The following is a 23276-nucleotide window of genomic DNA, read 5'->3' as shown; positions in this document are numbered from 1 at the left end:
TGGACGGTGATTTGATGCTCCTCCTCGGCCCGCTGGCGCTGCTTGTGCGCCTGGTCGTCCTCGGCCGTCTCGACCCCCAGCTCCCGCAGCAGGCAGTCGATCAGCGGGTCACGTCCTTGGCCAGGCAGCGCACCTTGACCGGCACGCCGTTCGCGTCGAGGATCGGCTCGCTGAACATGCTGAGATGCCGCACCCCGTGCCGGTGCAGGACGCGGTACTCCGTCTCGACCGCCTCACGGAACTCCAGCAGCGAGCGCAGCTGCTCCTCCACGACGGGCACGTCGTCCGGGATCACCGCCGTGGGCAGGTCCTCCAGCGCCATCGGGCCCTCGGAACGGTCGCGCCCGAACATCTCGTACATCTGGGGCGTCCACAGCGTGTGGTCCGAGGCCAGGTTCCACTCGGCCCAGCCGAACTCGGCCAGGCGCTGGGCGCGTTCCCAGCCCGAGACGAGTAGCTCCTCCTCGTCCAGCAGGCGCCAGGTGGCCAGGATGCCGTCCCCGATCTTGGCCACGCGCACGCTCAACGTGGCCGGCCAGAGCACGGAGTCCATGACCTCGACGTACTCCAGCGGCTCCCGGAAGAAGGGCTCGCCGGTCTCGTAGACGCGGACGCAGGCGTCCAGCAGGCCCGCGGCGCTTCCTGGGCTGATGGAGAGCAGGCGCCGCCCGGCCACGTCCGGCCCCTTCATGCCGGCGACGGTGGTGGCGCTCTCGTTGGCGGCGAGGATCCGGAAATCGACGATGCGGGCGGTGGCGTCGCGGACGGGGGTGAGATAGGCGACCGAGGCGTGGCCGGTGTCCAGGACGCCCTGCAGCCACCCGGGCGGCTCGGGTGGCTTCTCGGTCTTCTCCTGCGGGGGCTCCACGCCCCTGGCGACGTCGACCAGGTCGAGCCCGCTGTGCTGCGCCGTCCTGGCGAGCTCCTGCGCCGCCTCGCCGGGACGGATGTTCAGCCTGATCGCCAGCCTGGCGGTGGCCTCCGCGACGATGGCCTCGCCGCGCATGTGCTGCCGCAACCGTGCGAGCTGCTCGCGGATCCTCGCCGAGGCGGCGCCCGATTCGTAACGGCTGAGCGGCGCGTATTCGGTCACACGCCACTCATGCCCTTGATGGGGGAAATAAGAAGGTTAGACGCTGATATTTCAGCAAAAGTAGCAATGCCGCTGGGCCGTTCTCGGAGATCGGCCCAGCGACGGTGCCTGTCGTGTCGGACGATGAACCGGTGCCGCGACGCCTTTAGACATTGAAGATGCTGACACCACCGGGCCCCACCAGGAACCCGAGGACGATCAGCACGATCCCCCAGAGGATGTCGCGCCTGGCCAGGATGACGTAGATCCCGGCGATGACGAGAATGACGGCGATGATCCAGAGCAAAGTAGCCATGCGTCAACTACTGCCCGAGGCAACCGGTGCTTAACATGTTTTCCCCGGTACTAACGGGCAGTGGGGTTTTATGACGACATTCGGTTATTTCCTGTCGTGCGAGGAACATGGCCCGCAAGAACTGGTACGGCAGGCGAAAGCCGCCGAACGCGCCGGGTTCGAGGCCCTGTGGATCTCCGACCACTTCCACCCGTGGCTCGACGAGCAGGGACAGTCGCCATTCGTCTGGTCCGTGATCGGCGCCCTGGCCGAGGCCACGTCGCTGCCCATCGCCACGGCCGTGACGTGCCCGCTCGTCCGCACCCACCCCGCCGTCATCGCCCACGCCACCGCCACCACGGCCGCGCTCACCGGCGGCCGCTTCCGGCTCGGCGTCGGCACCGGCGAGGCGCTGAACGAGCACATCGTCGAGTCCCGCTGGCCGCCGCTCAGCGAACGGCTGGAGATGCTCGAAGAGGCCGTCGAGATCATGCGCAAGCTCTTCACGGGCAAGCTGGTGACGCACAGGGGCCGTCACTACTCCGTGGACACCGCCCGCCTCTACACGCTGCCGGACGAGCCCGCGCCCATCCTCATGTCGGGCCTGGGACAGAAGTCGACCGAGCTGGCCGGGCGCATCGCCGACGGCTACATCTCCACGGCCCCGAACGCCGACTCCGTACGCTCCTTCCGCGAGTCCGGCGGGGCGGGCAAGCCCACCCTCGGCGGGCTCAAGGCCTGCTACGCCGCCGACGAGGCGACGGCCCGCAAGACCGTGCACCGCCTGTGGCCCACGCAGGGCATCAAGGGGGAGGCCTCGCAAATCCTGCCGCTGCCGCGCCACTTCGCCCAGCTCGCGGAGTCGGTCACCGAGGAGGAGGCGGTGGCGGGCAGCCCGATCGGCCCCGACCCCGAGGTCCACGCCCAGGCCATCCGCCAGTACGTGGACGCCGGGTTCGACGAGGTATACGTCAACCAGATCGGGCCCGAGCAGGACGCGTTCTTCGACTTCTACGCCCGGGAGGTGCTGCCGCGGGTCCGCTAGCTCACTCGGCGGACTTCATCATCTTCGCGTAGGCGAGCTGCAACCAGTCGGAGACCGCCACCGCCGTCATCGTCGCGCCCACCAGCCGGGTCACGCGGGGGGCCAGCACGAGACCGGCGGCGTACCCGGTGGCCACCCACTGCGCCAGGCAGAACGGGCAGGCCAGCAGCTCGCCCAGCGCGCCGCGCGGCTCCTCCCGCACCTCGGAGGGGCCGCCCTGTCCCTCGTACCGGGTGAACGGGGCGCGCAGCGGGCTGGTGACGGGGTCCTTCGCCATCCGCCGCGAGACCTTGTGCGTGCAGGCGGCCATGAGCAGCAGGTCCATCACGCCGACGTGATCGGGCGCCCGCCGGCCCGCGACCAGCGCCGCGGCGGTGGCCACGGCGACCGTACCGCCGTACGCGGTGAGGATTCCGGTGTAGCTCTTGAGCGGCCGATCATGGCCGTTGGAGTACTCCTGTTCTGTCTTATCTAGAATTTCGGTCATAACTTGGGGCGCTACCCGGAAGCACCTGTTTCCAACGTCTACTTGACCATCGTTTGGGTAGCCCGTCCACATGAGCAGCCATGGGCACGCTGTCACGGACGCGATCCTGGACACCCTCAAGCGCGCCAGCTCCGGGCTGAAGGACGCCGGGGTGAAGTTCGCGCTGGCCGGTGGCTGCGCAGCCTATGCCCGGGGGGCCGCTCCCTCGCTGCACGACGTGGATTTCGTGGTCACCGAGCACGACGTGCCGGCCGCCTTGGAGGCGCTGCGCGCGCTCGGCTTCCAGACGGCCAAGCCGCCCGAGGACTGGCTGGTCAAGGCGTACGACGAGGGCCGGCTGGTGGACCTGATCTTCCGGGTGTCCGACCTGCCCATCACCGACGAGCTGCTCGACCGGGCCGAGCCGCTGAAGGCGTCGGCGGTGATCGTCCCCGTGCTGCAGGCCACCGACCTGGTGATCTCGTGGCTGCTGCCCCTGTCGGAGCACGCCTGCGACTACGGCGCGTTGCTGGCGCAGGTGCGCGCGCTGCGCGAGCAGGTCGACTGGCCGCGGGTGGCCGCGGTGACGGCCGACTCGCCGTACGCGACCACCTTCATCACGCTGCTGGAGCGGCTCGGCGTGCTCACCGGGCCCGTCGTGCCGTCCGGCGACCCCAAGTGGCCGTGACTCGTCAGCTGGGTCAGCCTCGCCGGGTGGCCGAGGACACCCGCTTGAGGATGCGGTCCCACTCTGTGCCGAACGGGTTGTCCTGCACGAGGTAGGTCCACGTCGCCGCCGGCCGCCGCAGATCGGGCTCCGGGGCCTCGAACGCCTCCAGCGAGCGCCGCTCCACCTCGGCCAGCAGCGATTTGTACTCCGCCACCGCCTCCCGCTGGAACTCGTCGACCGGGCTCATCCGGCCCAGCGCGCGCAGGTGGATGCCCTCGCGCAGGTCGGTCAGGAACGCCAGGTGCTCGGTCCAGCAGCGGTCGATCGCGTGCAGCACGATCTGGCGGGCCGTCTCGTCGCGTGTCTCCTCCGGCATCGCCGCCCACCGCTCGGGGTCGGCCGCCTCCAGCGCACGCGCGGCGGCGTCGCCGCGCAGCACCTTGTCGCGCCACTCGAGGATGAGCTCGCGCTGCTGCTCCAGCAGCCGGGTGTAGCGCCAGGTGTTGCGGTGGATCTCCAGGTTGACGCCCTCGGCCACGCGCTGGGCATGGCCGACGAGGTAGGCGCCGCGCCGGTGGCGTACGACGCCGTCGGGGTCGGCGGCGGGCGGCCGCTCGTCGGGGACGAACTGGGTGATCAGCGCGTCTTCCACGCTGACGAAGAACACCGAGCCGCCGGGGTCGCCCTGGCGGCCGGCCCGCCCGCGCAGCTGGTCGTCGAGGCGGCTGCTGGGGTGGCGGCCGGAGCCGATCACGTAGAGGCCGCCGAGCTCGGCCACGCCGTCGCCGAGGCGGATGTCGGTGCCGCGGCCGGCCATCTGGGTGGAGACCGTGATGGCGCCGCGCTCGCCGGCCCGGGAGATGATCGCGGCCTCTTCTGCGTCGTTCTTCGCGTTGAGCACGACCGGCTCCATGCCGCGCCGCTGCAGCAGCTTCGCGAGGTTCTCCGACTCGGCGACGTCGAGCGTGCCGATGAGGATCGGCCGGCCCGTCTCGTGGACCGCCTGGATCTCCTCCACCAGCGCCGCGTCCTTGTCGGGCACGGTCGGGTAGATGCGGTCGGGCTCGTCGGTCCGCACGCACGGCCGGTTGGGCGGGATCACCGCGACCTTGAGCCCGTAGAACTCGCCGAGCTGCTCGCTCACCGCCACCGCCGTGCCGGTCATGCCGCAGATCTGCGGATAGCGGCGGATCAGGCCCTGGATGGTGATGGAGTCGAGGATCTCGCCCTTCTCGCTCGGCGGCAGCGCCTCCTTCGCCTCCACCGCCGCCTGCAGGCCGTCGGGCCAGCGCTGCAGCAGGGCCACCCGGCCGCGCGAGGGGTTGATCAGCTGCACCTTGCCGTCGCGCACGATGTAGTCGACGTCGCGGGCCAGCAGGGCGTGGGCGTGCAGGGCGAGGTTGAGCTCGATCAGGGTGCCGGGCTCGTGCTCGTCGTAGAGCTCGACGCCGAGGAGGTTCTCGACGCTGTCGGCGCCCTTGGGGGTGAGGTAGACGTTGCGGGACTGCTCGTCGATCTCGTAGTGGTAGCCGCGGACGAGCTGCCTGACCAGCGCCGCCATCTCCGGAACCGCGTTGCCCGGGTCGGTCGAGCCGGCCATCACCAGCGGCACGCGGGCCTCGTCGACGAGCACCGAGTCGGCCTCGTCCACGAGCGCGACCTCGGGCGCCGGGACGATGATCTCCTCCGGGTCGGTGCGCAGCCGGTCGCGCAGCACGTCGAACCCGATCTCGCTGACCGGCCCGTACGTCACGCTCTTCGCGTACGCCTCGCGGCGCTCCTCGGGCGTGGAGTTCTGGTCGATCCAGCCCACGCTGACGCCGAGCGCCTCGTAGAACGGGGCCATCCACTCGGCGTCGCGCCGGGCCAGGTAGTCGTTGACCGAGATCACGTGGACCCGCTTGCCCTGCAGCGCGTAGCCGGCCGCCGCCATGGCCCCGGAGAGGGTCTTGCCCTCACCGGTGGCCATCTCGGCGACCTTGCCGTCGAGCAGGGCGAGCGTGCCCAGCAGCTGCACGTCGTAGGGGCGCAGCCCCAGGGTCCGGTCGGCGGCCTCGCGCGCGACCGCGCAGAACTCCGCCAGATCCGTCATGTCGGGCGCCGGCAGCTTGTCGAGCCCGCGCACGCGCTCGGCCCGGCCACCCGCCGCCTTGACGATCTTCTGGTACGGCGCCAGGGGGACGCCTCCCGGCCGGTCCAGGAGGTTCCGCACTATTCCCTTGATTGAGGCCACAGTCCCTCCAACGCACCTTTCGCTGCCACCGTTCCCTGCGATGCCTCGGCCGAGGCCCCCGTGTCGAGGGAACGAAGCGACGATACGGCGGGCGCCGCCGTACCGGACCTTAACTCATTCCGTCGTCCGCGCCGTCACATCATCCCGCGTCGGAGCGGGCGGCGAGCACCGCCACGGCGGCCAGCAGCAGCACGCAGCCGCCCCAGGCCACAGGCGTGAGCCGCTCGCCGAACAGCGCGACGCCGAGCACCGCCGCGCCCACCGCCTCCCCGAGCGAGATCACCGACGCCGTGGTGGCGCGCAGGGCGGTCAGCGCGCGGAAGAACAGCGCGTACGCCAGCGCGGTCGGCACCGCGCCCAGATAGGCCAGCAGCGCCAGCGACGTCCAGCTGACCTCGGGCAGAGCCCCTTCGGCGAGCGCGAACGGCGCCAGGCAGGCCGCCCCGACGACGAACCCGCCGACGGCCGCCGCGCCCGGGTCGTCGTCCTTGTGGCGGCGCGAGTACAGCGTCACCCCGGCGTACCCGGCGGCGGAGGCCAGGGCGTATCCCAGGCCGGCGAGCGAGGCCGTACGGGACTGCAGGGCCTGCTCACCGGTGAGGAGGAGCAGCCCCGCCAGGGCGACGGCCAGCGCGCCGAGCGCCACCCCGCCGAGCCGTTCGCGCAGCAGGTACCGGCTGCCGAGCGCGGTGAGGACCGGGGTGGCGCCCATCGTCACCACGGTGGCCAGCGCCACCCCGGAGTGGGCGATGGCCGCGAAGTAGGCCGTCTGGTAGACGGCCATCCCCAGCCCGACCAGCAGCGTACGGCCGCCGAACCGGCGCGGGAACGGAACGCAGACGAGCAGGAACGCGGCGGCGAGGAGGTAACGCCAGAGGGAGACGGCGATCGGGCCGAGGCCGGCGGTCTCGAAGAGCAGTGAGCCGGCGGCGCCGCCGGTGCCCCAGGCGGCGGCGGACACGGACATGTAGACGGCGCCCCGCCGGGCGGAGACATGGGTCATGACAGGGGTTCTCCGGAAGGAGTGGTCGGAATGGGCCCGGTGTGCGGGCAGCAACCACCCCCGGATCTGTCAGACCCGGAAATATCAGGAAAGGCCGCCCGCTAGTGGGCGGGCGGCGGGGAGCAGATCAGACGTCGCGGCACGGGAGACACCCTAGCGGCCGCACGCCGGCGGCCGCCTCGGGATTTCTCAGCCGACCGGAGCGGCGACTTTCCGCTTGTGGGCGGGCTGCCGTCCGGACAGCAGGCTTCTGAGCCGGGGCGCGAGCGGCCGCTCCACGAACCGGTGCACCAGATAGGCCGCGCCCAGCATGACCGCGATCACCGCGACCAGCAGCACGTACTTGGGGACCGTCTCGCCCAGCCGGACGAACAGGATGAACCCGATGTGCGCGTGCAGCAGGTACAGCGGGTACGTCAGCGCACCCGCCGTCACCAGCCACGGCCTGGCCAGCACGCGCGTCACCCGCAGCGCGATGAAGGTCATGACGAGGAAGATGATGACGACCACGGCGGTGATCACGACCGGCGAGTACGTCACGGAGTAACGCTCGCCGACCGCCTCCGCGTACCCGATGGCCCGGTAGACGGCGTTGCCCAGGCAGATCGGCACCAGGAGGGCGATCTGCGGGTTCAGTCCGAACCGGTAGAGCATGTACAGCGCCATCCCGGCGATGAAGTAGTGCGAGAACTCCGACTGCACCACCAGGTCCGCGATCGGCGGCAGCAGGCCAGCCTCGACCAGGAACGTCAGTCCGAGCCAGCACCACAGCGCGGCCATGATCCGGCCCCGCGTCATCCCGATGCAGGCGAGCGCGAAGACGATCAGGTAGAAGCGCATCTCGGCCCAGAGCGTCCAGTAGACGACGTCCACGTCCGCGATGTTGGGCACCGCCTGGAACATCGTCAGGTTCGCCAGTACCTGCGGTAACGACACCTCGAACAGGCCGTGCCCGAGCGCCACGGTGACGAGGGCGGTGAGCGCGATGCCCAGCCAGTAGGCGGGGTAGAGCCGCACGATCCGTGAGACCACGAACTGCCGCGGGGTCCTGCCCCACGCGCTCATCAGCACCACGAAGCCACTGATCAAGAAGAACAGGTCGACGCCGAGGTAGCCGTACTTGGCCCACGCGCTCTCGGCGGGGAAGGCCACGGTGGTCTTGCCACCCGACCATCCCGAGAACAGGTAGTGGAAGAGGACGACGGCCAGTGCCGCAAGCAGACGCAGCCCGTCGATTTCGTAGAGACGCTCAGTCCGGTTTCGCATGCTCTTTCCGGGTCCGCCGAGCGGACTGCATCAAGGTGACGGTGACCAGGTGTCCCGGTTTACAACGATTGACCAGGGTAGCGGAGTCTTTGCCCGAGCAAGACGGAACAGAGAGGAAGAGCCCAAATGGAGCTCTGGGATTACCGTCCTGACGTCTATGACCGCGGGCAGGCACTGGACCTCGTGGGCTACCACGTCCAGGCCACCGACGGGAAGATCGGATCCGTCGACGAGGCGACGTACGAGGTCGGCGAGAGCTACGTGATCGTCGACACCGGTCCGTGGATCTTCGGGAAGAAGGTCCTGCTCCCGGCCCGGCTGATCACGAACATCGATCCGCAGGAGCGGAACGTGTTCGTGTCGCGTACGAAGGCCGAGATCAAGGACGCGCCGGAGTTCGACGCGGCGCAGTTCAAGGAGACCGAGTACCGCACGCGGGTCGGCGACTACTACGGCCGCTTCCCCGGGTGATCCCGTCCGGCGAGGAGGGCCGCGCCCACATCGGGCGCGGCCCTTCCGCGTACGTGACAGTAGGTGTCAGGTAAGCCTGGGAGTCTGGGCCGCATGACGACGAAAGCACGCCTGCTGGCCTTCACCATCGACTGCGCCGACCCCAAGGGTCTGGCCGCCTTCTACCACGACGTGACCGGCATGGAGATCACGTACGCCGAGGACGAGTACGCCGCCATCACCGACGGCACCACCAGCATCTACTTCGGCCGCGTCCCCGACCGCGCGCCGGTCGAGTGGCCGAGCCCCGACAAGCAGTTCCACCTCGACTTCCGGGTGCCCGACGTGGAGCGGGCGGTGGCCGACTATCTCGCGCTGGGGGCGACCAGGCCCGAGTTCCAGCCGGGGGTCACCGAGGAGGGCACGCGGTGGGTCGTCCTGCGCGATCCGGAGGGTCACGTCTTCTGCGTCTGCCCGGAGACGTCGTAGCCCTTCCGGCGTCTGCCGGACGCCAAAGATGGGCCACGTGTCCGTGCAGGTCGCGACCAACTTAACCCGATTTATCAATCTAAAGGATGATTCAGGAACCTCAGTGACCTCATAAGCTGGGGCAATGCTCCTGGAAGGATCCCTGCACCTGCGCGGGCCGCGATGACCTGGGCCGGCATGCTGATCGCCCTCGTCGGGGCGCTGGGATACGCGCTCGGCGCGGCACTGCAACAGTACGAGGCCGTGGCCGAGGGCGCCTCGCTCAAGCTCGTCCGGCGCCCGCGCTGGTGGGTCGGCGGCGTCATCAGCTTCTCCGGCGCCTGCCTGCACGCCGTGGCGCTGAGCCTGGCCCCGCTGGTGGTCGTCCAGCCGATCAGCGTCGCCACGCTGGTGTTCGCCGTGCCGCTGGCCGCGTTCATGTACGGGCGCAGGCCGTACCGCGCGGAGATCCTCGGGTCCGTCGCCGTGGCCGTGGGCCTGCTCTGGCTCATGCTGCTGGTGCCCTCGCACAACGTCCCGCCCCACCTGGGCGACGGCGCGGCGCTCGCGTTCGTGGCCGTGATCGCCGTGATCGCGCTGGTCACGCAGCTCCTCGCCGGCCGCGTCCACGGCGCGGCCAAGGCCATGCTGCTGTCCGTGGGAGCGGGCGTCATGACCGCGAGCGTGTCCACGTTCGTCCGGGTGGTCGGCGGCGGGATGCAGGGCGACTGGGGGCGGCTGATCCACTGGTTCACCCTCGCCGTCCCCGTGCTGCTGGTCTGCGCGGTGGTGCTGCTGCAACGCTCGTACGCCGTGGGCTACTTCGGCATCGCCTACGCCGGCGTCCAAGTCATCGACCCCATCACCTCCGTGCTCGCCGGGGCGATCCTGCTCGGCGAGCCGCTGCCCACGAGCCCGTCCACCGCCGTGCCCGCCCTGCTGGCCGCCGCCCTGACCGTGGCCGGCACGATCACCCTGGGCCGTCTCGCCCCCGACCACGGCGCCCCCGACGCCCGGCCGGTCGCGCCGCCCATGGAGCGTACGGTCACGCTTCCACCGGTGGACGCCAGCGCAGCACCTCGTCCATCGACCGCAGCATCAGATCTGGCCTGACGCGGGCCGCCGTCGCGATGCCGGCATCGCGCAGCCACACGGCCAGCGGGTTACGCAGCTTGGACAGCCGGCACAGCGTCATCGACCGCTGGACGACCTTCATCGTCCGCTCCAGGCGGGCCGCGGTGTAGGCGGCCAGGTCGCCGTCCGCGTGGTGCGCCAGCACGACCGCGTCCTCGATCGCCTGGCACGCGCCCTGCCCGAGATTCGGCGCCATGGCGTGGGCGGCGTCGCCCACCAGCGCCACCCTGTCCCGGTGGTAGGCCGGCAGCGGCTCGGCGAAGGAGTAGATGTCGCCGCGGATGATCCGCGCCGGGTCGGCCGCCTGCAGCAGCGCCGGGATCGGATCGTGCCAGTCGCCGAACCGGCGCAGCAGCTCCTCCCGCTCGTCCTGAAGCACCGTCCCCGCGGGCAGCACGTCGGTCGCGTACACGTAGACGACGTCGCCGGCCAGCTGGTGGATGCCGAACACCGTGCCCCTGCCCCAGCTCTCCGACCTCGGGACGCTCAGCCCGCCGCGGGGGATGAGCGCGCGCCACGCGGTCACCCCCGAGTACGCCGGCCCCGGATGCCCGGGAAAGAGCGCCCTGCGGGTCGCCGAGTGGATGCCGTCGGCCGCCACGACGAGGTCGGCGTCGAGATCGCCCGCGTCGGTCCTGACCACGCCCCGCTCGGCGTCCACCCCCGTCACGGTGGTGCCGAGGCTCAGGCGGTCGCCGCCGAGCGCGCCGGCCAGCACCTCCAGCAGCGCGGCCCGGAGCAGGACCACCACCGAGTCGCCGTACTCGGCGTCGGCCTGCTCCTCGGTGGTCTGCACCAGCGAACGGCCGTCGGAGCGGCGCAGCGCCATGGGGCCGTCCGCCGTGGCGAGCTTGCGGATGTCGTCGCCGAGGCCCAGGACGTCGAGCGCCTTGAGCGCGTTGGCCGCGATCGCCAGCCCCGACCCGACCGGCTCGATGGCCTGGGCGCGCTCCAGCACGGTCACCTCCCACCCCTTGCGCCGCAGCGCCACCCCGGCGGCCAGCCCGCCGACACCTCCGCCAATCACCACGGCCCTGGCCATCGCGCCCCTCCTTCACTACGTCCGTAGTTCCACGATACTACGGCTGTAGTGCGGTCCGACTACCCCTGTAGTATCGGCTTCCGTGAAACGCTCAGACCTCGTCGCCGACACGGCCATCACCCTGCTGGCGGAGCGAGGCATGCGCGGCCTCACCCACCGGGCCGTCGACGAGGCCGCGGGGCTGCCGCCGGGCTCCACCTCCAACCTGGCCCGCACCCGCGCCGCCCTCCTGGAGCTCACCCTGTCACGGCTGAGCGAGCTGGAGACGGCGGCCCTGGCGGTGGCGTACGAGACGCAGGACCTGGCCACGCTGCCCGCCCGCATCGCCGAGGCGGTGCACATCCAGGTGCGGGACAGCAGGCGCACGCTCGCCCGCTACGAGCTGGCGCTGGAGGCGACCCGCCGCCCCGAGCTGCGCGAGATCTACGACCGCGCGGGCCGCCGCTTCCGCGACCCGGCCGTGGCCGTCCTGGCCGCCCTGGGTTCGCGTGACCCGGTGCGCCACGCCCGCCAGCTCGTCGTGTACGCCGAGGGGCTCATGTTCGACGCCGTCTGCGGCGCCGGCGCGGTGCCGACCCTGGAGGAGATCCGCGCCGCCCTCGACGATCTCCTCGCCGGCATGCTCGGCCCCCAGCGCCCGCCCGCGTAGCCGGGATCAGGCCGGCCCGGCGTGGCCCACCCACGTGGCTGGGGTCAGGCCGGCCCGGCGTGGACCGCTCACGTGGCCGGGTCAGGCCAGGGTGACGGGGCCGTTCTTCCCGCGGAGCAGGGCCGTCAGCCCTGGGTTCGGGCCCTCGTCCAGGTCGAGCTGGACGTCCAGGGCCGCCAGGTCCCGCCGCACCGCCTCGGGGTCGGGGTGGCCGGCGCGCAGTGACATCAGGTCGACCACCGCCAGCCCGCCGTCCGCCGGGTGCCGCGTCCCGCCCCAGTCGATCAGGAACGGCACCAGCCCGGAGTGCCCCGCCCGCTGCGGCGGCGTCAGCCGCCACCTCAGCAGCTCGCCCTCCGGCGTACGGCGCGACATCTCCTCCGGCTCGCCCGGATCGTAGCCGCGCTCCCGCGCGCGGGCCGTCACCGCGTCGATGTCCCGCACCGCCACCGCCCAGCCCGCCAGCTGCGGAGCCGCCAGACCGTCGATCCCGAACGGCCTCGCCCCGGCCGGCGCCGGCTGCCCGGGATCGGGCCCCACGATCTCCAGGTAACTCCGGCCGCCCAGCCCGATCAGCCGGTTGCGGGTCCCGAAGCCCGGGTGCCGCCCGCCCGGCGCGGCCCGCACCCCCAGCAGCCCCTCCAGCTCGGCCGAGGTCGCCTCCAGGTCGGGGGTGGCGTAGACGAGATGATCCAGGCTCATGTTCGCATTCTGCCCTGAGGTCAGCGGCCTTCCCGCAGCCGGGCGCGGTGCGCCGGCCACTCGTCGTCGAGAATGCCGAAGCAGACCGTGTCGCGCCAGGTGCCGTCCAGCCGCCTGCGGTGGCGGCGCAGCGTGCCCTCGTGCACGCCGCCGATGCGCCTGATGGCGTTCTGTGACCGGACGTTGCGCACATCCGTCTTGAGCAGCACGCGGTTGTAGCCGCAGGCGAAGGCGTGGTCGACGAGCAGCACCTTGCAGGCGGTGTTCACCGCCGTGCGCCACACCGCCCGGCCGTACCACGTCCAGCCGATCTCGACGCTCGCCTCGAACCCCGGCACGTCGCCGTACGTCGTCCAGCCCACCGCCCGGCCGCTTGCCTTGGACACGACCGCGAACGGCACGTGCCGGTCGTCGTCCATCAGGCCCCGCGCGATCTTCGCCAGCTCGGCCTCCGTGCCCGGCGCCGCGGCGGGCATCCAGCGCCAGACCTCCTCGTCCCCGCCCCCGGCGTCGAACAGGGCGGGAACGTGGTCGAGGGAGAGCGGCTCCAGACGTACGACGTCGTCCTGGAGCACCACGGGCGCGGGCAGCTTCTCGGTCATGACGGCCACCCTAGGGAGCCGCATGGTGTCCCGTTGATGGCCACCTGCCCCTTTTTGCGGGGAACCACCTGACTCCATGGTCGACACTCATACCGGCCGGTCGGTAGGCTCACCGCATGGACTTCGCCTTTGACAGCGTCACCGAGGACCTGCGCGAGCGACTGCTCCGCTTCATGGACGAATGCGTCTATCCCGCCGAGGCCGCCTTCGAGGAACAGGCCGCCACCAGCGGCTGGAGCCCGCCCCCGCTGCTCGACGACCTCAAGGACGAGGCCAGGAAGCGCGGCCTGTGGAACCTGTTCCTGCCCGGTGACCACGGCGCCGGACTCACCAACCTCCAGTACGCCCCGCTGGCCGAGATCATGGGCCGAAGCCCCTCCATCGCCCCCGTCGCCACCAACTGCGCCGCCCCCGACACCGGCAACATGGAGCTGCTGGCCATGTTCGGCAGCGAATGGCAGCGCAAGGAATGGCTGCAGCCGCTGCTCGACGGCGAGATCCGCTCGGCGTTCGCGATGACCGAGCCCGAGGTGGCCTCCTCCGACGCCACCAACATCGCGACCTCCATCGTCCGCGACGGCGACGAATACGTCATCAACGGCCGTAAGTGGTTCATCTCCGGGGCGATGAACCCCAACTGCAAGATCCTCATCGTCATGGGCAAGACCAACCCCGACGCCCCCAAACACCGCCGGCAGAGCATGATCCTGGTGCCCCGCGACACCCCAGGCGTGCAGATCAAGCGCGGCATGCACGTCTTCGGCTACACCGACGCCGACCACGGCGGCCATGCGGAGATCCTCTTCGAGGACGTCCGCGTGCCCGCGGAGAACCTCATCGGCGAGGAGGGCGGCGGCTTCGCCATCGCCCAGGCCCGCCTCGGCCCCGGCCGCATCCACCACTGCATGCGCCTGATCGGCATGGCCGAGCGCGCCCTGGAGCTGATGTGCAAGCGGGCCCTGGCCCGCACCACGTTCGGCCGCCCCGTCGCCGAGCAGGGCGTCGTCCAGGACTGGATCGCGGAGTCCCGCATCAAGATCGAGCAGGCCCGGTTGCTCGTCCTCAAGACCGCCTGGCTCATGGACACGGTGGGCAACCAGGGCGCCCACACCGAGATCCAGGCCATCAAGATCTCCACTCCCATCACCGTCGAGTGGATCCTGGACAAGGCCGTCCAGGTGCACGGCGCGGGCGGCGTCTCCCAGGACTTCCCCCTGGCGGGTCTCTGGGCCGGCGCCCGCTCCCTCCGCCTGGCCGACGGCCCCGACGAGGTGCACAAACGATCCCTGGCCTATCGCGAGATCAAGAGGTGGATGTGAACGAAGCGGAGATCAAGGAGCGGGTGGCGGCGTTTCTGGCGGAGCAGGATCCGGCCGGGGATCGGCTTGAGTTCCTGCGGGCGCGGTTCGACGCCGGGCTGGCCTGGGTGTGGTTCCCCGAGGGGTACGGCGGGCTCGGGGCGCCGCGGGAGCTGCAGCAGGTCGTGGAGCGGGAGCTGGCCGACACCCCGCGTCAGCTGCACGCCGGGATGCTGGCCATCGGGCTCGGGATGGCGGCGCCGACGATCCTGACGTTCGGCACGGAGGAGCAGAAGCGCCGGTTCCTGCGCCCGCTGTGGACCGGCGAGGAGGTCTGGTGCCAGCTGTTCAGCGAGCCCGGCGCGGGCTCCGACCTGGCGACGCTGGCGACCAGGGCGGTCAGGGACGGCGACGAGTGGGTCGTCGACGGGCAGAAGGTGTGGACGTCCGGCGCCCACCACTCCCGGTGGGCCATCCTGGTCGCCCGCACCGATCCGGACGTTCCCAAGCACCGCGGGCTGACGTACTTCATCTGTGACATGCAGGCGCCCGGCGTGGAGGTGCGGCCGCTGCGGCAGATCACCGGCGAGGCCGAGTTCAACGAGGTGTTCCTGACCGGCGTACGGCTCCCCGACGACCTGCGGCTGGGCGCTGTCGGCGACGGCTGGCGGGTCGCGCAGACCACGCTGATGAACGAGCGCGTCGCCATCGGCGGCGGCCCGGCGCGGCGCGGGGGTGGCATGGTCGCGCCCGTGGTCGAGGCGTGGCGGGAGCACCCCGAGCTGCGCACCCACGATCTGCACCAGCGGCTGCTGGAGCTGTGGGTGGAGACCGAGGTGACCCGTCTGTCGGGGGCGCGGCTGCGCGAGCAGCTGTCGGCCGGTCAGCCGGGCCCCGAGGGGTCGGGGATGAAGCTGTCGTTCGCCAGGCTGAACCAGGCGGTGACCGGGTTCGAGCTGGAGTTCCGGCGTGACCTGGGTTACGACGACTGGGCGTTCCGCCGTTCGGAGAGCGTCGACTTCTACGGTCGCGGCCCCGGCTACCGCTACCTGCGGGCGAAGGGCAACTCCATCGAGGGCGGCACGTCGGAGATCCTGCGCAACATCGTCGCCGAGCGCGTGCTCGGCCTGCCCTCAGAGCCCCGCGTCGACAAGGACGTGCCCTGGAAGGACCTGCCGCGATGACCCTTCTTTATTCGGAGATCGAGGAGGAGCTCAGGTCCTCCGTGCGCGACCTGCTCGCCGACCGCTGCCCGCCCGCCGCGGTGCTGAAGCGTGTGGAGTCCGACCCGTATCGTGGCGAGCTCCTCAACTCCGTATACGACCTGGATCTGTGGAAGACGCTGGCCGGGGAGATCGGCGTGGCGGGGCTGCTGGTGCCCGAGGAACTGGGCGGCGCCGGGGCCACGGCGAGCGAGGCGGCCGTGGTGCTGGAGGAGCTGGGGCGGGCGGTCGCGCCGGTGCCCTTCTTCACCAGCTCGGTGCTGGCCACGCGGGCGCTGCTGCCGACCCGTGACGCGCTGCTGGGCGAGCTGGCCGATGGTCGCAGGACCGCCGCGCTGGTCGTGTCGTTCACGGCCTCGCCGTACGCGCCGTCGCGTGGCGCGTCGGTGACCGTGGACGGTGGCCGGTTGTCGGGCACGGTCACCGGCGTGGCCGGTGCGGACGTGGCCGACGTGCTGCTGGTGCCGGTGGACGGCGATCTGTACGCGGTCGAGGGCGCGTCGGTGCGGGTCGCGCCCTCGCTCGACCTGACCAGGCCGATCGCGACGGTCACGTTCGACCGGACGCAGGCGCGCCGGGTGGGCGCCTGCGACGTGGCGGCGGTGCTGCGGTTCGGGGCGGGGCTGCTGGCGTCGGAGCAGCTGGGGGTGGCCGAGTGGTGCCTCGACACGACGCTGGCCTACGTCAAGGAGCGCCACCAGTTCGCCCGGCCGATCGGCTCGTTCCAGGCGATCAAGCATCGGCTGGCCGACCTCTGGCTCGACGTCGTACGGGCGAGGGCGGCCGCCAGGAACGCGGCTTCCGACCCGTCGTCGATCTCGGTGGCGGTGGCCCAGTCGTGGAACGCCGGCGTGGCGCTGCACGCGGCCGAGGAGGCGCTGCAGTTGCACGGCGGGATCGGGATGACGTGGGAGCATCCCGTGCATCTGTATCTCAAGCGCGCGAAGGCCACGGAGATCGCGCTGGGCACGCCCGGCGACCATCGGGAGGCGCTGGCCTCACTCGTTGACGTTCCCGGCCCCGAGTGAGGTGAGCAGCAGGTCGGCGAAGTGTCGGCCCACCTGGGCGCCGGTGAGCGGGCCGTCGGCGTGGAACCAGGTGCCCAGGTGGTGCACCGAGCCGAAGAAGTAGTCGACGACGAGGTCGGCCGGGACGCGGTCGCTGAAGATGCCGGCGCGCTGGCCCTCCACCACGAGGTCGCGGAAGCGTTCGTGGTAGCGGCGGCGGTCGGCGCGCACGCTCTTCTGCGTCTCGGGGGCGAGCAGGTGGATCGACCGGAAGAAGATCTTGGAGTCGTCGAGGTTGGCGGCCGTCGTCTCCACGACGTCGGCCGCGGCCCGGTGCAGGCGCTGCTTGAGGGTGCCGGGGCCGTCGGCGATGCGGGTCAGCCGTTCCATCTGCATGCGCAGGACGCGGGCGTAGATCTCGTGCAGCAGGTCGTCTTTGGAGTCGAAATAGTGGTACATGGCGCCCTTGGTGACGCCCGCGGACACCACGATCTCCTGCACCGAGGTGGCTTCGAACCCGCGCTGGGCGAACAGCCGGGTCGCTTCGGCGAGAATCCGCTGCCGTACCGGTTCGTCTTTCACATTGTCCCCCTTGTCACCGGCCTTAGCATACCGACTAGTCGGTTGATGCCCTTGCGGGTTCTAATTCCGTCACCTTAGGCTCGCCTTGGTTGGTGAGCGGGTATCACTTGACCGGCGAGGGATCTTCGGCGTGGCAGATCCCGCAATCTTCTACTCTCTCTCGGGGAGTTTGCGGTGCCCAGTGGCTCTATCTACGTGCAGCCCAACGAGAAGTACACAGGGTCTTCCCCGCAGTGGTGGTACGAGAAGTTCTGGCGTGAGGACGCCCCGAACCGGCGCAAGTACCGGTATGCCAAGGCCGCCGTGGGCTTCGTGGTCGGAGTCGCGTTAGGGCTGAGGTTCGATCTCACCGGCGGCTCGGCGCTGGTCGGCCTGGCGCTCGCGGTGATCGTGGCGGCGGCGGACTGGTATCTCGACTGGCGCTCGTTCCACGCGACCGCGGTGTGGCGGGGTGCGCGGCGCGGCGAGGCGATCACGGGTCGCATCCTGCGCCGGTCGCTCGGCCGCCTCGGCTACCGCGTCCTCGACGGGCGGGCGATCCGCGGCCAGGCGTCCATCGACCACCTGGTGATCGGCCCCGGCGGCGTCTGGATCGTCGACAACGAGTCGTGGAGTCCCGACACCGAGATCGCGTGTTACGCCGGCCGGCTGTTCCTGGGCGAGAAGTACGGCACCAGGACCGCCAAGCCACTGGTCGAGCAGGCCGAGGCGTTCTCCGAGCTGCTGTCGCGGCAGACCGGCGTCCCGGTGTCGATCACGCCCATGCTGGCCGTGCACTGCGGGGTGCTGCCCAGGCGCGGCGGGATCGTGCGGGCCGAGGGTCTGACGCTGCTGCGGCCCCGGTCGGCGGCCAAGCTGATCAAGGCCGCCGACCGTGACGCGCTCACCGCCGAGCAGATCGAGCTGCTCGCCCGCACCGCCGCGAGGGAGCTGCAGCGCGTCTGAGGCTCAGGCGAGGGTCTCGATGAACGCGCTCAGCTGGGCGACGTTGCGGCACTCGTACATCGGGACGACCGTGCCGTAGTCGCTCGCGACGGAGTCGCCGGTGTCCCACTGCTGGCGCGGCTCGGGATTGAGCCAGTACGCGTGCCGGCAGCCTTTCGCGAGCGACTTGAGCACGCCGAGGGCGGGCGGCTGGTAGTTGGAGCGCGCGTCGCCCAGGATCAGCAGCGAGGTCTTGGGGCCGATCGCGTCGCCGTAGCGTTCGGCGAAGCGCTCCAGCGCGTGCCCGTAGTTTGTCCGCCCGAAGCGCACCATGTCGGCCTCGTTCACCAGCCGGGTCATGGCCTCCACGACGTCGGCCCCCGGCTGGAAGAACCGGGTGATCTCGTCCACGGTGTCGACGAACCCGAACGCCCGCACCTTCGTGAACTGCTCGCGCAGCGCGTACGTGAGCAGCAGCGTGAAGTGGGCGAACGACGAGACCGAGTCGCTGGTGTCGCAGAGGATCACCAGCTCCGGCTTGTGCGGGCGCGGCGGCTTGAAGTGGGTGGTCAGCGGCACGCCGCCGCTCTGCAGCGAGGCGCGTACGGTCTTGCGGAAGTCGAGCCGCCCCCGCTTGCCCTTGCGGTGCTTGATCGTCAGGCGGGTGGCCAGCCGCCGGGCCAGCGGGTGCACCTCCTTGCGCAGCCGGGCCAGGTCGGCCTTGGTGACGCGGAGGAAGTCGATCTGGTCGAGCGGCGGGCGTACGGCCGAGCGGGCGATGCGCTCGATCCCGGAGTCCTCGGCGATGCGGCGGCGCACGTCGGTGGCGACGGCGTCCTCGAAGCGCCGCAGGTTGGTCTCGACCCGCTGGCGCACGTTCTTCTCGGCCAGCCCGCCGCGCTCGCGGCCCTGCAGGACCGCGCGCAGGATGGTGGCCATCAGCGTCTCGGGCGACAGGGCGCGCATGACGCTGTAGGAGAACCAGTTCTGCCGCCCGGGGCCCGCCTGCTGGCGGCCGAAGCGCTCCACCATGTCCTGGGCGAACTCGCGCAGCTCCTGGTCGCTGGACTCGGTCAGCAGCCCCGCCAGGTACGCGCGCAGCTCGCTCACGGACGCCGTACGCGGATCCAGGTCGCGGTCGGGGCGCGCGGCGGCCAGACCCGTCGTGGAGGCCGGGAACCACAGGTCGAACAGCACGTCGAAGCCCGGCCGGTAGGCCGGCTTCTTGACCAGCGTGGCCGCGTAGGCGGCCCGCAGCGACTCGCGGTCGGCCAGCTCGATCACGCGCAGGGCCTGCGCGGCGTCCAGGCCTTCGGCCAGCGACACGGGCACCCCGGCCTCGCGCAGCGCGTGCACGAAGCCGACGTGCCGGTCGACCAGCGAACCGGTCTCAGGCACTGGGGAGCCCCAGCTGCTTGATCGCCCGCTCCTGGTCGGAGGAGTGCTTGAGCACGACGCCGAGCGTGCCCGCCACCGTCGCCTCGTCGAGCTCCTCGCGCCCGAGCGCCAGCAGCGTGTTGGCCCAGTCGACGGTCTCGGCCACCGACGGGGCCTTCTTCAGCTCCAGCGAGCGCAGCGTGGCGACGGTGCGGGCGAGCTGCTCGGCGAGATCGGCGCGGATGGTCGGCACCTGGGCGAGCACGATGTCGCGCTCCCGCTCCGGCGTCGGGTACTCGATGTGCAGGTAGAGGCAGCGCCGCTTGAGCGCCTCCGACAGCTCGCGGGTGGCGTTGGAGGTCAGCACGACGAACGGGCGCCGCCTGGCGACGATGGTGCCGAGCTCGGGGATCGTCACCTGGAAGTCCGACAGCAGCTCCAGCAGCAGGCCCTCGACCTCGATGTCGGCCTTGTCCATCTCGTCGATGAGCAGCACGGTCGGGCCCTCAGCCCGGATGGCCTTGAGCAGGGGCCGCTCCAGCAGGAACTCCTCGCCGAAGATGTCGTCGTCGGCGCTGGTGGCCTGGATGCGCAGCAGCTGCTTCTTGTAGTTCCACTCGTACAGCGCCCTTGCCTCGTCGAGGCCCTCGTAGCACTGCAGGCGGATCAGGTCGGAGCCGGTGGCCTGCGCCACGGCCTTGGCGAGCTGGGTCTTGCCGACTCCCGCCGGCCCTTCCACCAGCAGCGGCTTGCCCAGCGCCGCGGCGATGAACACCGAGGTGGAGATGGCGTCGTCGGAGAGGTAGTCGACGGCGGCGAGCCGCTGTGTCACGTCGGCGGGGGAGTCGAACATCAATGCTCCTGTCGTTCGGGCCGAACTTTATTCTAGCGGGTGGTGTCCGACGGATTCCGATTCGACCAGGATGCGGATCACCGGTATATTCCTTCGTGCCAGCGCCGCTAGCTCAGTTGGTCAGAGCAGCTGACTCTTAATCAGCGGGTCCGGGGTTCGAGTCCCTGGCGGCGCACTCGATGTTCGACCAGGGCTTCCCCGCTCACGCGGGGGAGCCCTTAGTCGTCTCTACGACCGGCGCCACGCCACCCAGTCGCCGGCGAAGGTGCGGTTCGCCGTCACGACGTGCCAGCCCTTCGGCACGGCGGGCCAGCTCTGCTGCGGCGACCGGTCTTCGGCCCACGGCAGGATGACGAGCGTCACCTCCGGCGGCAACGGCCGGCGGCCGGACGGATCGATCGGCACCAGTCTCCGGCCGGCTTCGTGGGCGTGGCTGAGCCAGACCCGCCGGCTCAGCCCGGCGTAGCCCACGCCCACGCGATCGGCCGAAGTGAAGCCGGCTCTGCTCAGGGTGGTGGCGTCCGTGAGCTGCTCGTTCCCCGGCCGGACGATCTGCGTGGCCGCCGTCAGGCAGGCGGCCGCCTCGACCGCCATGATCCCGGCGGCGGCGATGAGCCTGAGTTTCCCGCCCAGCCTGACCAGCAGCGCCGCGAGCGCGAGCAGCAGGAGCGCCGCGTACGTCGCCGACCACAGCCGTAGGTTGCTCCGGTCCGCGACGAGGAAGCTGATCTCGGGGAAGTCGAAGGGCCCGAAATAGGCGGTCCAGAGGCGCTCGCCAGCGTAGAGCTGCGTCCCGGCGGCGGTGAGACAGGTCAGCAGCACCGCCCCGAGCACCGTCCTGAGCTGCAGGTCGGGGCGGGCTCGCAGGGCGAACGCCAGGGCGGTGATCATCAGCGGCGCCGCCATGCACGCCAGGTGGCGGCCGTAGGCGAAGTTGGCCACGGTCCCCTCGTCCGGGGTGGCGGCGGAGGTGGCCAGGGCGATGCCGGCCACGGTCACCAGGACGATCACGGCGAGCGCCCGCAGCGGCTCCGCCGTGCCGCGCCGGAAGGCGAGGGTGGCGAGCACGATCAGCCCCACGCCGCCCAGCCCCCAGGTGCCGACGGACAGGTACCAGAGCTTCCCGGCGCTCAGGCCGAACGTCCAGGCCAGCCCGTCGAGCGTCGTCAGCCGGGTGAGCAGGTGGTCGCCGAGGGGAAGCGCGCCGTGCGGATATTGGCGAGCGGCCGGCAGGCCGTTCATCACCCAGGCGGCGAACGCGCCGATGAGCAGCGTTCCTGTCGCGTACATCGGTATGCGTGAGCGTCGCACGGCGAACACGCAGAGAAATGCCGCCTGGACGACGGCGATGACGTAACCCCTCGGATGCATGGAAAGAGCGAGGACCGCAAGTCCACCGGCTGCCATTTCGTACGCGCGGCTGTTTCCGCGTGAAAGCATTTCGTGGATCGCGAAAAGCCAGGCCATAACGACGACCGGGAGCACCGCGTCGGTGAGCGCGAAACCCGCGTAATACACGACCAGGGGGAGCAGCGCGATGAGGTGTCCGGCGAGATAGGCCGGCCCGCTCGATATTCCCAGCCGGCGCAGCGAGGCGTGGGCCAGGATCAGCATGGCCGAACTGATCAGCGCGTTGATGCCCAGGGCGATGCGGTGACTCGTCGCCGGATCGTCGCTCAGCCAGAACGCGGGGGTGATGAACAGCGCATAAGCGCCCTGGTAGAAGGTGTGCCCGGACAGGTCTCCCGGTTCGCCGCCGGCGAAGAGGCGTGCGGCGAGGAGGTAGCCGGTTTCGTCGGGGATGAAGAGCGGGGCGGACGTGTGCGTGGAGAGCAGCAGGCGGAACGCCACCTGGGCGAGCCAGCCGGCGGCCAGCAGGCATCCCCAGCGATGCCTGCCGAATATCCCTGCATTCTTGAGCTCTCTTTCGTGCGGAAAACGCGTGTGAGAACGCAGGGTGGCGTTCGCGCTCATCGGACCCCCGTCTGCCGGCCGAGCGATCGGGCGATACCGTATATCGCGCCGTACGTGTCGTTGGTGAGCGGCGGTGCCGGCATTGTCCGGGCTTGGCGGGCTGATTGCCGTCTCTTGCCGGACTCCCGTGGCCGCCGCATCGGGTGGGGTCTGCAAACGGGCGTGCGTACGCACAACGGGTTATATGATCTTAGAATCCTGATTACCGTCCGGTGGCGCGTCATCCAAGATCATTTCGCTGGTCGGCACGCAGGCTGGCTTCATGGAAGTAGTCGCTCACGCGCTGGCGGCGCTGTTGACGTTCGCGCCCGCCACGCCGTTCTCCAGCGCCCTGTCCAGCTCCACGCAATGCGTGAATCAGAACAATGTCCTCGAAGGCCGGCAGACCGCGCTCTCCGCGGCCGTGCCCTGCGCACCACCACCGGTGCAGCCTGACCAGTCCACCCGGCCTGACCAGTCCACCGGGCCCGACCAGTCCACCCAGCCCGACCAGTACGACCAGTCCGGCAGTCGGCCCGGACCGACGGGGCCCGCGGGCCCTACCGGTCCTGAAGAAGACGCCACCGGTCGTGAAGACGCCACCGGTCCTGAAGACGCCACCGGTCCTGAACAAGACGCCACCGGGCTCGCGAGCCCGCAAGGCGTCGCAGGCGAGCAGGCGCCGGCAGATCGACCAGCCGTCCAGGAGCTCGCGGCTCCCGGCGGCACGGTAGCCCCGCCTCCCGGCGAGTCGACCTACACGGTCAGCTGCCCGGCGGGCGCGATGGGTATCGGGTACGCCATCGGCGGTGACGCCGCCGATCACGACAACATCACCGTGACCAGCGCAGCTCAGCTGGATTCGGGAAAGTGGCAGTTCACCGTCAACGTACCGGCCACGGGACCGGGGACCGCCACCTTCACCCCGTGGGTCAAGTGCGCGGAAGCCTGACCGGGGTGAT

At 70.8% G+C, this 23276-nt stretch carries 24 protein-coding genes and 1 tRNA gene; 12 read left to right on the top strand and 13 right to left on the bottom strand.

Features of this window, described 5'->3' with window-relative positions; translation table 11 throughout:
* Nucleotides 1–100 precede the first annotated feature (100 nt).
* Nucleotides 101–1093: a PAS domain-containing protein gene (locus E1286_RS15900; protein ID WP_132613178.1), complete on the bottom strand. Its 993-nt coding sequence runs from the start codon at nt 1091–1093 to the stop codon at nt 101–103.
* 145 nt (nt 1094–1238) lie between these two features.
* A complete protein-coding gene (locus E1286_RS47830) occupies nt 1239–1388 on the bottom strand; it encodes a GPGG-motif small membrane protein (protein ID WP_164903902.1) in 150 nt (49 codons plus the stop codon).
* Between the two features lie 70 nt (nt 1389–1458).
* Here E1286_RS47830 and E1286_RS15895 point away from each other — a divergent pair, with 70 nt between their 5' ends.
* Entirely contained in the window at nt 1459–2412 is a 954-nt protein-coding gene (locus tag E1286_RS15895; RefSeq protein WP_132613176.1) for a TIGR03557 family F420-dependent LLM class oxidoreductase, read from the top strand.
* A 1-nt stretch (nt 2413) separates the two neighbouring features.
* On the opposite strand, the gene E1286_RS15890 is transcribed toward E1286_RS15895, so the two are convergent.
* Nucleotides 2414–2899: a DUF1360 domain-containing protein gene (locus E1286_RS15890; RefSeq protein WP_132613174.1), complete on the bottom strand. Its 486-nt coding sequence runs from the start codon at nt 2897–2899 to the stop codon at nt 2414–2416.
* Between the two features lie 70 nt (nt 2900–2969).
* Between E1286_RS15890 and E1286_RS15885 the strand changes: the two genes are divergently transcribed.
* Nucleotides 2970–3566, top strand: coding sequence for a nucleotidyltransferase (locus tag E1286_RS15885; protein ID WP_132613172.1), 597 nt, complete (start codon nt 2970–2972; stop codon nt 3564–3566).
* Between the two features lie 13 nt (nt 3567–3579).
* Here E1286_RS15885 and secA2 read toward each other — a convergent pair whose 3' ends face one another.
* From secA2 to E1286_RS15870, 3 genes are all read right to left on the bottom strand, one after another.
* Entirely contained in the window at nt 3580–5760 is a 2181-nt protein-coding gene (gene secA2 / locus E1286_RS15880; RefSeq protein ID WP_246074893.1) for an accessory Sec system translocase SecA2, read from the bottom strand.
* Between the two features lie 160 nt (nt 5761–5920).
* On the bottom strand, nt 5921–6784 hold the full coding sequence (locus E1286_RS15875) for a DMT family transporter (protein WP_132613168.1): 864 nt from the start codon (nt 6782–6784) through the stop codon (nt 5921–5923).
* Nucleotides 6785–6973: 189 nt separating this feature from the next.
* Entirely contained in the window at nt 6974–8050 is a 1077-nt protein-coding gene (locus E1286_RS15870) for an acyltransferase family protein (protein WP_132613166.1), read from the bottom strand.
* A 126-nt stretch (nt 8051–8176) separates the two neighbouring features.
* Between E1286_RS15870 and E1286_RS15865 the strand changes: the two genes are divergently transcribed.
* The 3 genes from E1286_RS15865 to E1286_RS15855 all read left to right on the top strand — a co-directional run bounded on the left by E1286_RS15865 (nt 8177) and on the right by E1286_RS15855 (nt 10081).
* On the top strand, nt 8177–8521 hold the full coding sequence (locus tag E1286_RS15865) for a PRC-barrel domain-containing protein (RefSeq protein WP_132613164.1): 345 nt from the start codon (nt 8177–8179) through the stop codon (nt 8519–8521).
* A 93-nt stretch (nt 8522–8614) separates the two neighbouring features.
* Entirely contained in the window at nt 8615–8989 is a 375-nt protein-coding gene (locus E1286_RS15860; RefSeq protein ID WP_132613162.1) for a VOC family protein, read from the top strand.
* 177 nt (nt 8990–9166) lie between these two features.
* A complete protein-coding gene (locus tag E1286_RS15855) occupies nt 9167–10081 on the top strand; it encodes a DMT family transporter (protein WP_246074892.1) in 915 nt (304 codons plus the stop codon).
* Here E1286_RS15855 and E1286_RS15850 read toward each other — a convergent pair.
* The gene (locus E1286_RS15850) at nt 10014–11144 is read right to left on the bottom strand and encodes an FAD-dependent monooxygenase (RefSeq protein WP_132613160.1); all 1131 of its coding nucleotides are present in this window, start codon (nt 11142–11144) and stop codon (nt 10014–10016) included. The two genes, E1286_RS15855 and E1286_RS15850, sit on opposite strands and share 68 nt — an antisense overlap.
* 82 nt (nt 11145–11226) lie before the next feature.
* Between E1286_RS15850 and E1286_RS15845 the strand changes: the two genes are divergently transcribed.
* Nucleotides 11227–11793 carry a TetR/AcrR family transcriptional regulator gene (locus tag E1286_RS15845; protein ID WP_246074891.1) on the top strand — a complete coding sequence of 189 codons (567 nt, stop codon included), beginning with the start codon at nt 11227–11229 and terminating at the stop codon, nt 11791–11793.
* Between the two features lie 81 nt (nt 11794–11874).
* Here E1286_RS15845 and E1286_RS15840 read toward each other — a convergent pair whose 3' ends face one another.
* Nucleotides 11875–12495, bottom strand: a complete 621-nt coding sequence (locus E1286_RS15840) for a VOC family protein (RefSeq protein ID WP_132613158.1) — start codon at nt 12493–12495, stop codon at nt 11875–11877.
* Nucleotides 12496–12515: 20 nt separating this feature from the next.
* Nucleotides 12516–13097, bottom strand: a complete 582-nt coding sequence (locus E1286_RS15835; RefSeq protein ID WP_132613156.1) for a GNAT family N-acetyltransferase — start codon at nt 13095–13097, stop codon at nt 12516–12518.
* A 116-nt stretch (nt 13098–13213) separates the two neighbouring features.
* On the opposite strand from E1286_RS15835, the gene E1286_RS15830 reads away from it, so the two are divergent.
* From E1286_RS15830 to E1286_RS15820, 3 genes are read left to right on the top strand one after another with little or no spacing between them, the layout of a single operon-like run.
* The gene (locus tag E1286_RS15830; RefSeq protein ID WP_132613154.1) at nt 13214–14416 is read left to right on the top strand and encodes an acyl-CoA dehydrogenase family protein; all 1203 of its coding nucleotides are present in this window, start codon (nt 13214–13216) and stop codon (nt 14414–14416) included.
* Nucleotides 14413–15579 carry an acyl-CoA dehydrogenase family protein gene (locus E1286_RS15825; RefSeq protein WP_132613152.1) on the top strand — a complete coding sequence of 389 codons (1167 nt, stop codon included), beginning with the start codon at nt 14413–14415 and terminating at the stop codon, nt 15577–15579. Before E1286_RS15830 ends, E1286_RS15825 begins: the two co-directional genes overlap by 4 nt.
* Complete coding sequence (locus E1286_RS15820) at nt 15576–16646, top strand: acyl-CoA dehydrogenase family protein (RefSeq protein ID WP_132613150.1); 1071 nt, start codon at nt 15576–15578, stop codon at nt 16644–16646. The genes E1286_RS15825 and E1286_RS15820 overlap by 4 nt, the downstream gene beginning before the upstream one ends.
* Here E1286_RS15820 and E1286_RS15815 read toward each other — a convergent pair.
* Nucleotides 16617–17207, bottom strand: a complete 591-nt coding sequence (locus tag E1286_RS15815; protein WP_132613148.1) for a TetR/AcrR family transcriptional regulator — start codon at nt 17205–17207, stop codon at nt 16617–16619. The genes E1286_RS15820 and E1286_RS15815 overlap by 30 nt on opposite strands.
* Before the next feature lie 174 nt (nt 17208–17381).
* Here E1286_RS15815 and E1286_RS15810 point away from each other — a divergent pair, with 174 nt between their 5' ends.
* On the top strand, nt 17382–18152 hold the full coding sequence (locus tag E1286_RS15810; protein WP_132613146.1) for a nuclease-related domain-containing protein: 771 nt from the start codon (nt 17382–17384) through the stop codon (nt 18150–18152).
* A gap of 3 nt (nt 18153–18155) precedes the next feature.
* Here the strand turns inward: E1286_RS15810 and E1286_RS15805 are convergent, their stop codons facing one another.
* Nucleotides 18156–19529 carry a vWA domain-containing protein gene (locus E1286_RS15805; RefSeq protein ID WP_132613144.1) on the bottom strand — a complete coding sequence of 458 codons (1374 nt, stop codon included), beginning with the start codon at nt 19527–19529 and terminating at the stop codon, nt 18156–18158.
* Nucleotides 19522–20361 carry an AAA family ATPase gene (locus tag E1286_RS15800; RefSeq protein ID WP_132613142.1) on the bottom strand — a complete coding sequence of 280 codons (840 nt, stop codon included), beginning with the start codon at nt 20359–20361 and terminating at the stop codon, nt 19522–19524. Before E1286_RS15800 ends, E1286_RS15805 begins: the two co-directional genes overlap by 8 nt.
* A gap of 101 nt (nt 20362–20462) precedes the next feature.
* On the opposite strand from E1286_RS15800, the gene E1286_RS15795 reads away from it, so the two are divergent.
* A tRNA-Lys gene (locus tag E1286_RS15795) sits at nt 20463–20536 on the top strand.
* Between the two features lie 53 nt (nt 20537–20589).
* Here the strand turns inward: E1286_RS15795 and E1286_RS15790 are convergent.
* Entirely contained in the window at nt 20590–22335 is a 1746-nt protein-coding gene (locus tag E1286_RS15790) for a hypothetical protein (protein ID WP_132613140.1), read from the bottom strand.
* A gap of 262 nt (nt 22336–22597) precedes the next feature.
* Here E1286_RS15790 and E1286_RS15785 point away from each other — a divergent pair, with 262 nt between their 5' ends.
* Nucleotides 22598–23266, top strand: coding sequence for an ICP22 family protein (locus E1286_RS15785; RefSeq protein WP_132613137.1), 669 nt, complete (start codon nt 22598–22600; stop codon nt 23264–23266).
* The last annotated feature ends 10 nt before the right edge of the window (nt 23267–23276 follow it).

It is taken from the genome of Nonomuraea terrae (genome assembly GCF_004348995.1).
Taxonomy (GTDB): domain Bacteria; phylum Actinomycetota; class Actinomycetes; order Streptosporangiales; family Streptosporangiaceae; genus Nonomuraea; species Nonomuraea terrae.
This window is presented reverse-complemented; position numbering and strand designations above follow the sequence as displayed.

Excerpts from the sequence above, each read along its gene's own strand:
- E1286_RS47830 (WP_164903902.1), bottom strand. The coding sequence starts at position 1,388 with ATGGCTACTTTGCTCTGGATCATCGCCGTCATTCTCGTCATCGCCGGG.
- E1286_RS15895 (WP_132613176.1), top strand. The coding sequence starts at position 1,459 with ATGACGACATTCGGTTATTTCCTGTCGTGCGAGGAACATGGCCCGCAA.
- E1286_RS15890 (WP_132613174.1), bottom strand. The coding sequence starts at position 2,899 with ATGACCGAAATTCTAGATAAGACAGAACAGGAGTACTCCAACGGCCAT.
- E1286_RS15885 (WP_132613172.1), top strand. The coding sequence starts at position 2,970 with ATGAGCAGCCATGGGCACGCTGTCACGGACGCGATCCTGGACACCCTC.
- E1286_RS15875 (WP_132613168.1), bottom strand. The coding sequence starts at position 6,784 with ATGACCCATGTCTCCGCCCGGCGGGGCGCCGTCTACATGTCCGTGTCC.
- E1286_RS15870 (WP_132613166.1), bottom strand. The coding sequence starts at position 8,050 with ATGCGAAACCGGACTGAGCGTCTCTACGAAATCGACGGGCTGCGTCTG.
- E1286_RS15865 (WP_132613164.1), top strand. The coding sequence starts at position 8,177 with ATGGAGCTCTGGGATTACCGTCCTGACGTCTATGACCGCGGGCAGGCA.
- E1286_RS15860 (WP_132613162.1), top strand. The coding sequence starts at position 8,615 with ATGACGACGAAAGCACGCCTGCTGGCCTTCACCATCGACTGCGCCGAC.
- E1286_RS15855 (WP_246074892.1), top strand. The coding sequence starts at position 9,167 with ATGCTGATCGCCCTCGTCGGGGCGCTGGGATACGCGCTCGGCGCGGCA.
- E1286_RS15850 (WP_132613160.1), bottom strand. The coding sequence starts at position 11,144 with ATGGCCAGGGCCGTGGTGATTGGCGGAGGTGTCGGCGGGCTGGCCGCC.
- E1286_RS15840 (WP_132613158.1), bottom strand. The coding sequence starts at position 12,495 with ATGAGCCTGGATCATCTCGTCTACGCCACCCCCGACCTGGAGGCGACC.
- E1286_RS15835 (WP_132613156.1), bottom strand. The coding sequence starts at position 13,097 with ATGACCGAGAAGCTGCCCGCGCCCGTGGTGCTCCAGGACGACGTCGTA.
- E1286_RS15830 (WP_132613154.1), top strand. The coding sequence starts at position 13,214 with ATGGACTTCGCCTTTGACAGCGTCACCGAGGACCTGCGCGAGCGACTG.
- E1286_RS15820 (WP_132613150.1), top strand. The coding sequence starts at position 15,576 with ATGACCCTTCTTTATTCGGAGATCGAGGAGGAGCTCAGGTCCTCCGTG.
- E1286_RS15800 (WP_132613142.1), bottom strand. The coding sequence starts at position 20,361 with ATGTTCGACTCCCCCGCCGACGTGACACAGCGGCTCGCCGCCGTCGAC.
- E1286_RS15790 (WP_132613140.1), bottom strand. The coding sequence starts at position 22,335 with ATGAGCGCGAACGCCACCCTGCGTTCTCACACGCGTTTTCCGCACGAA.
- E1286_RS15785 (WP_132613137.1), top strand. The coding sequence starts at position 22,598 with ATGGAAGTAGTCGCTCACGCGCTGGCGGCGCTGTTGACGTTCGCGCCC.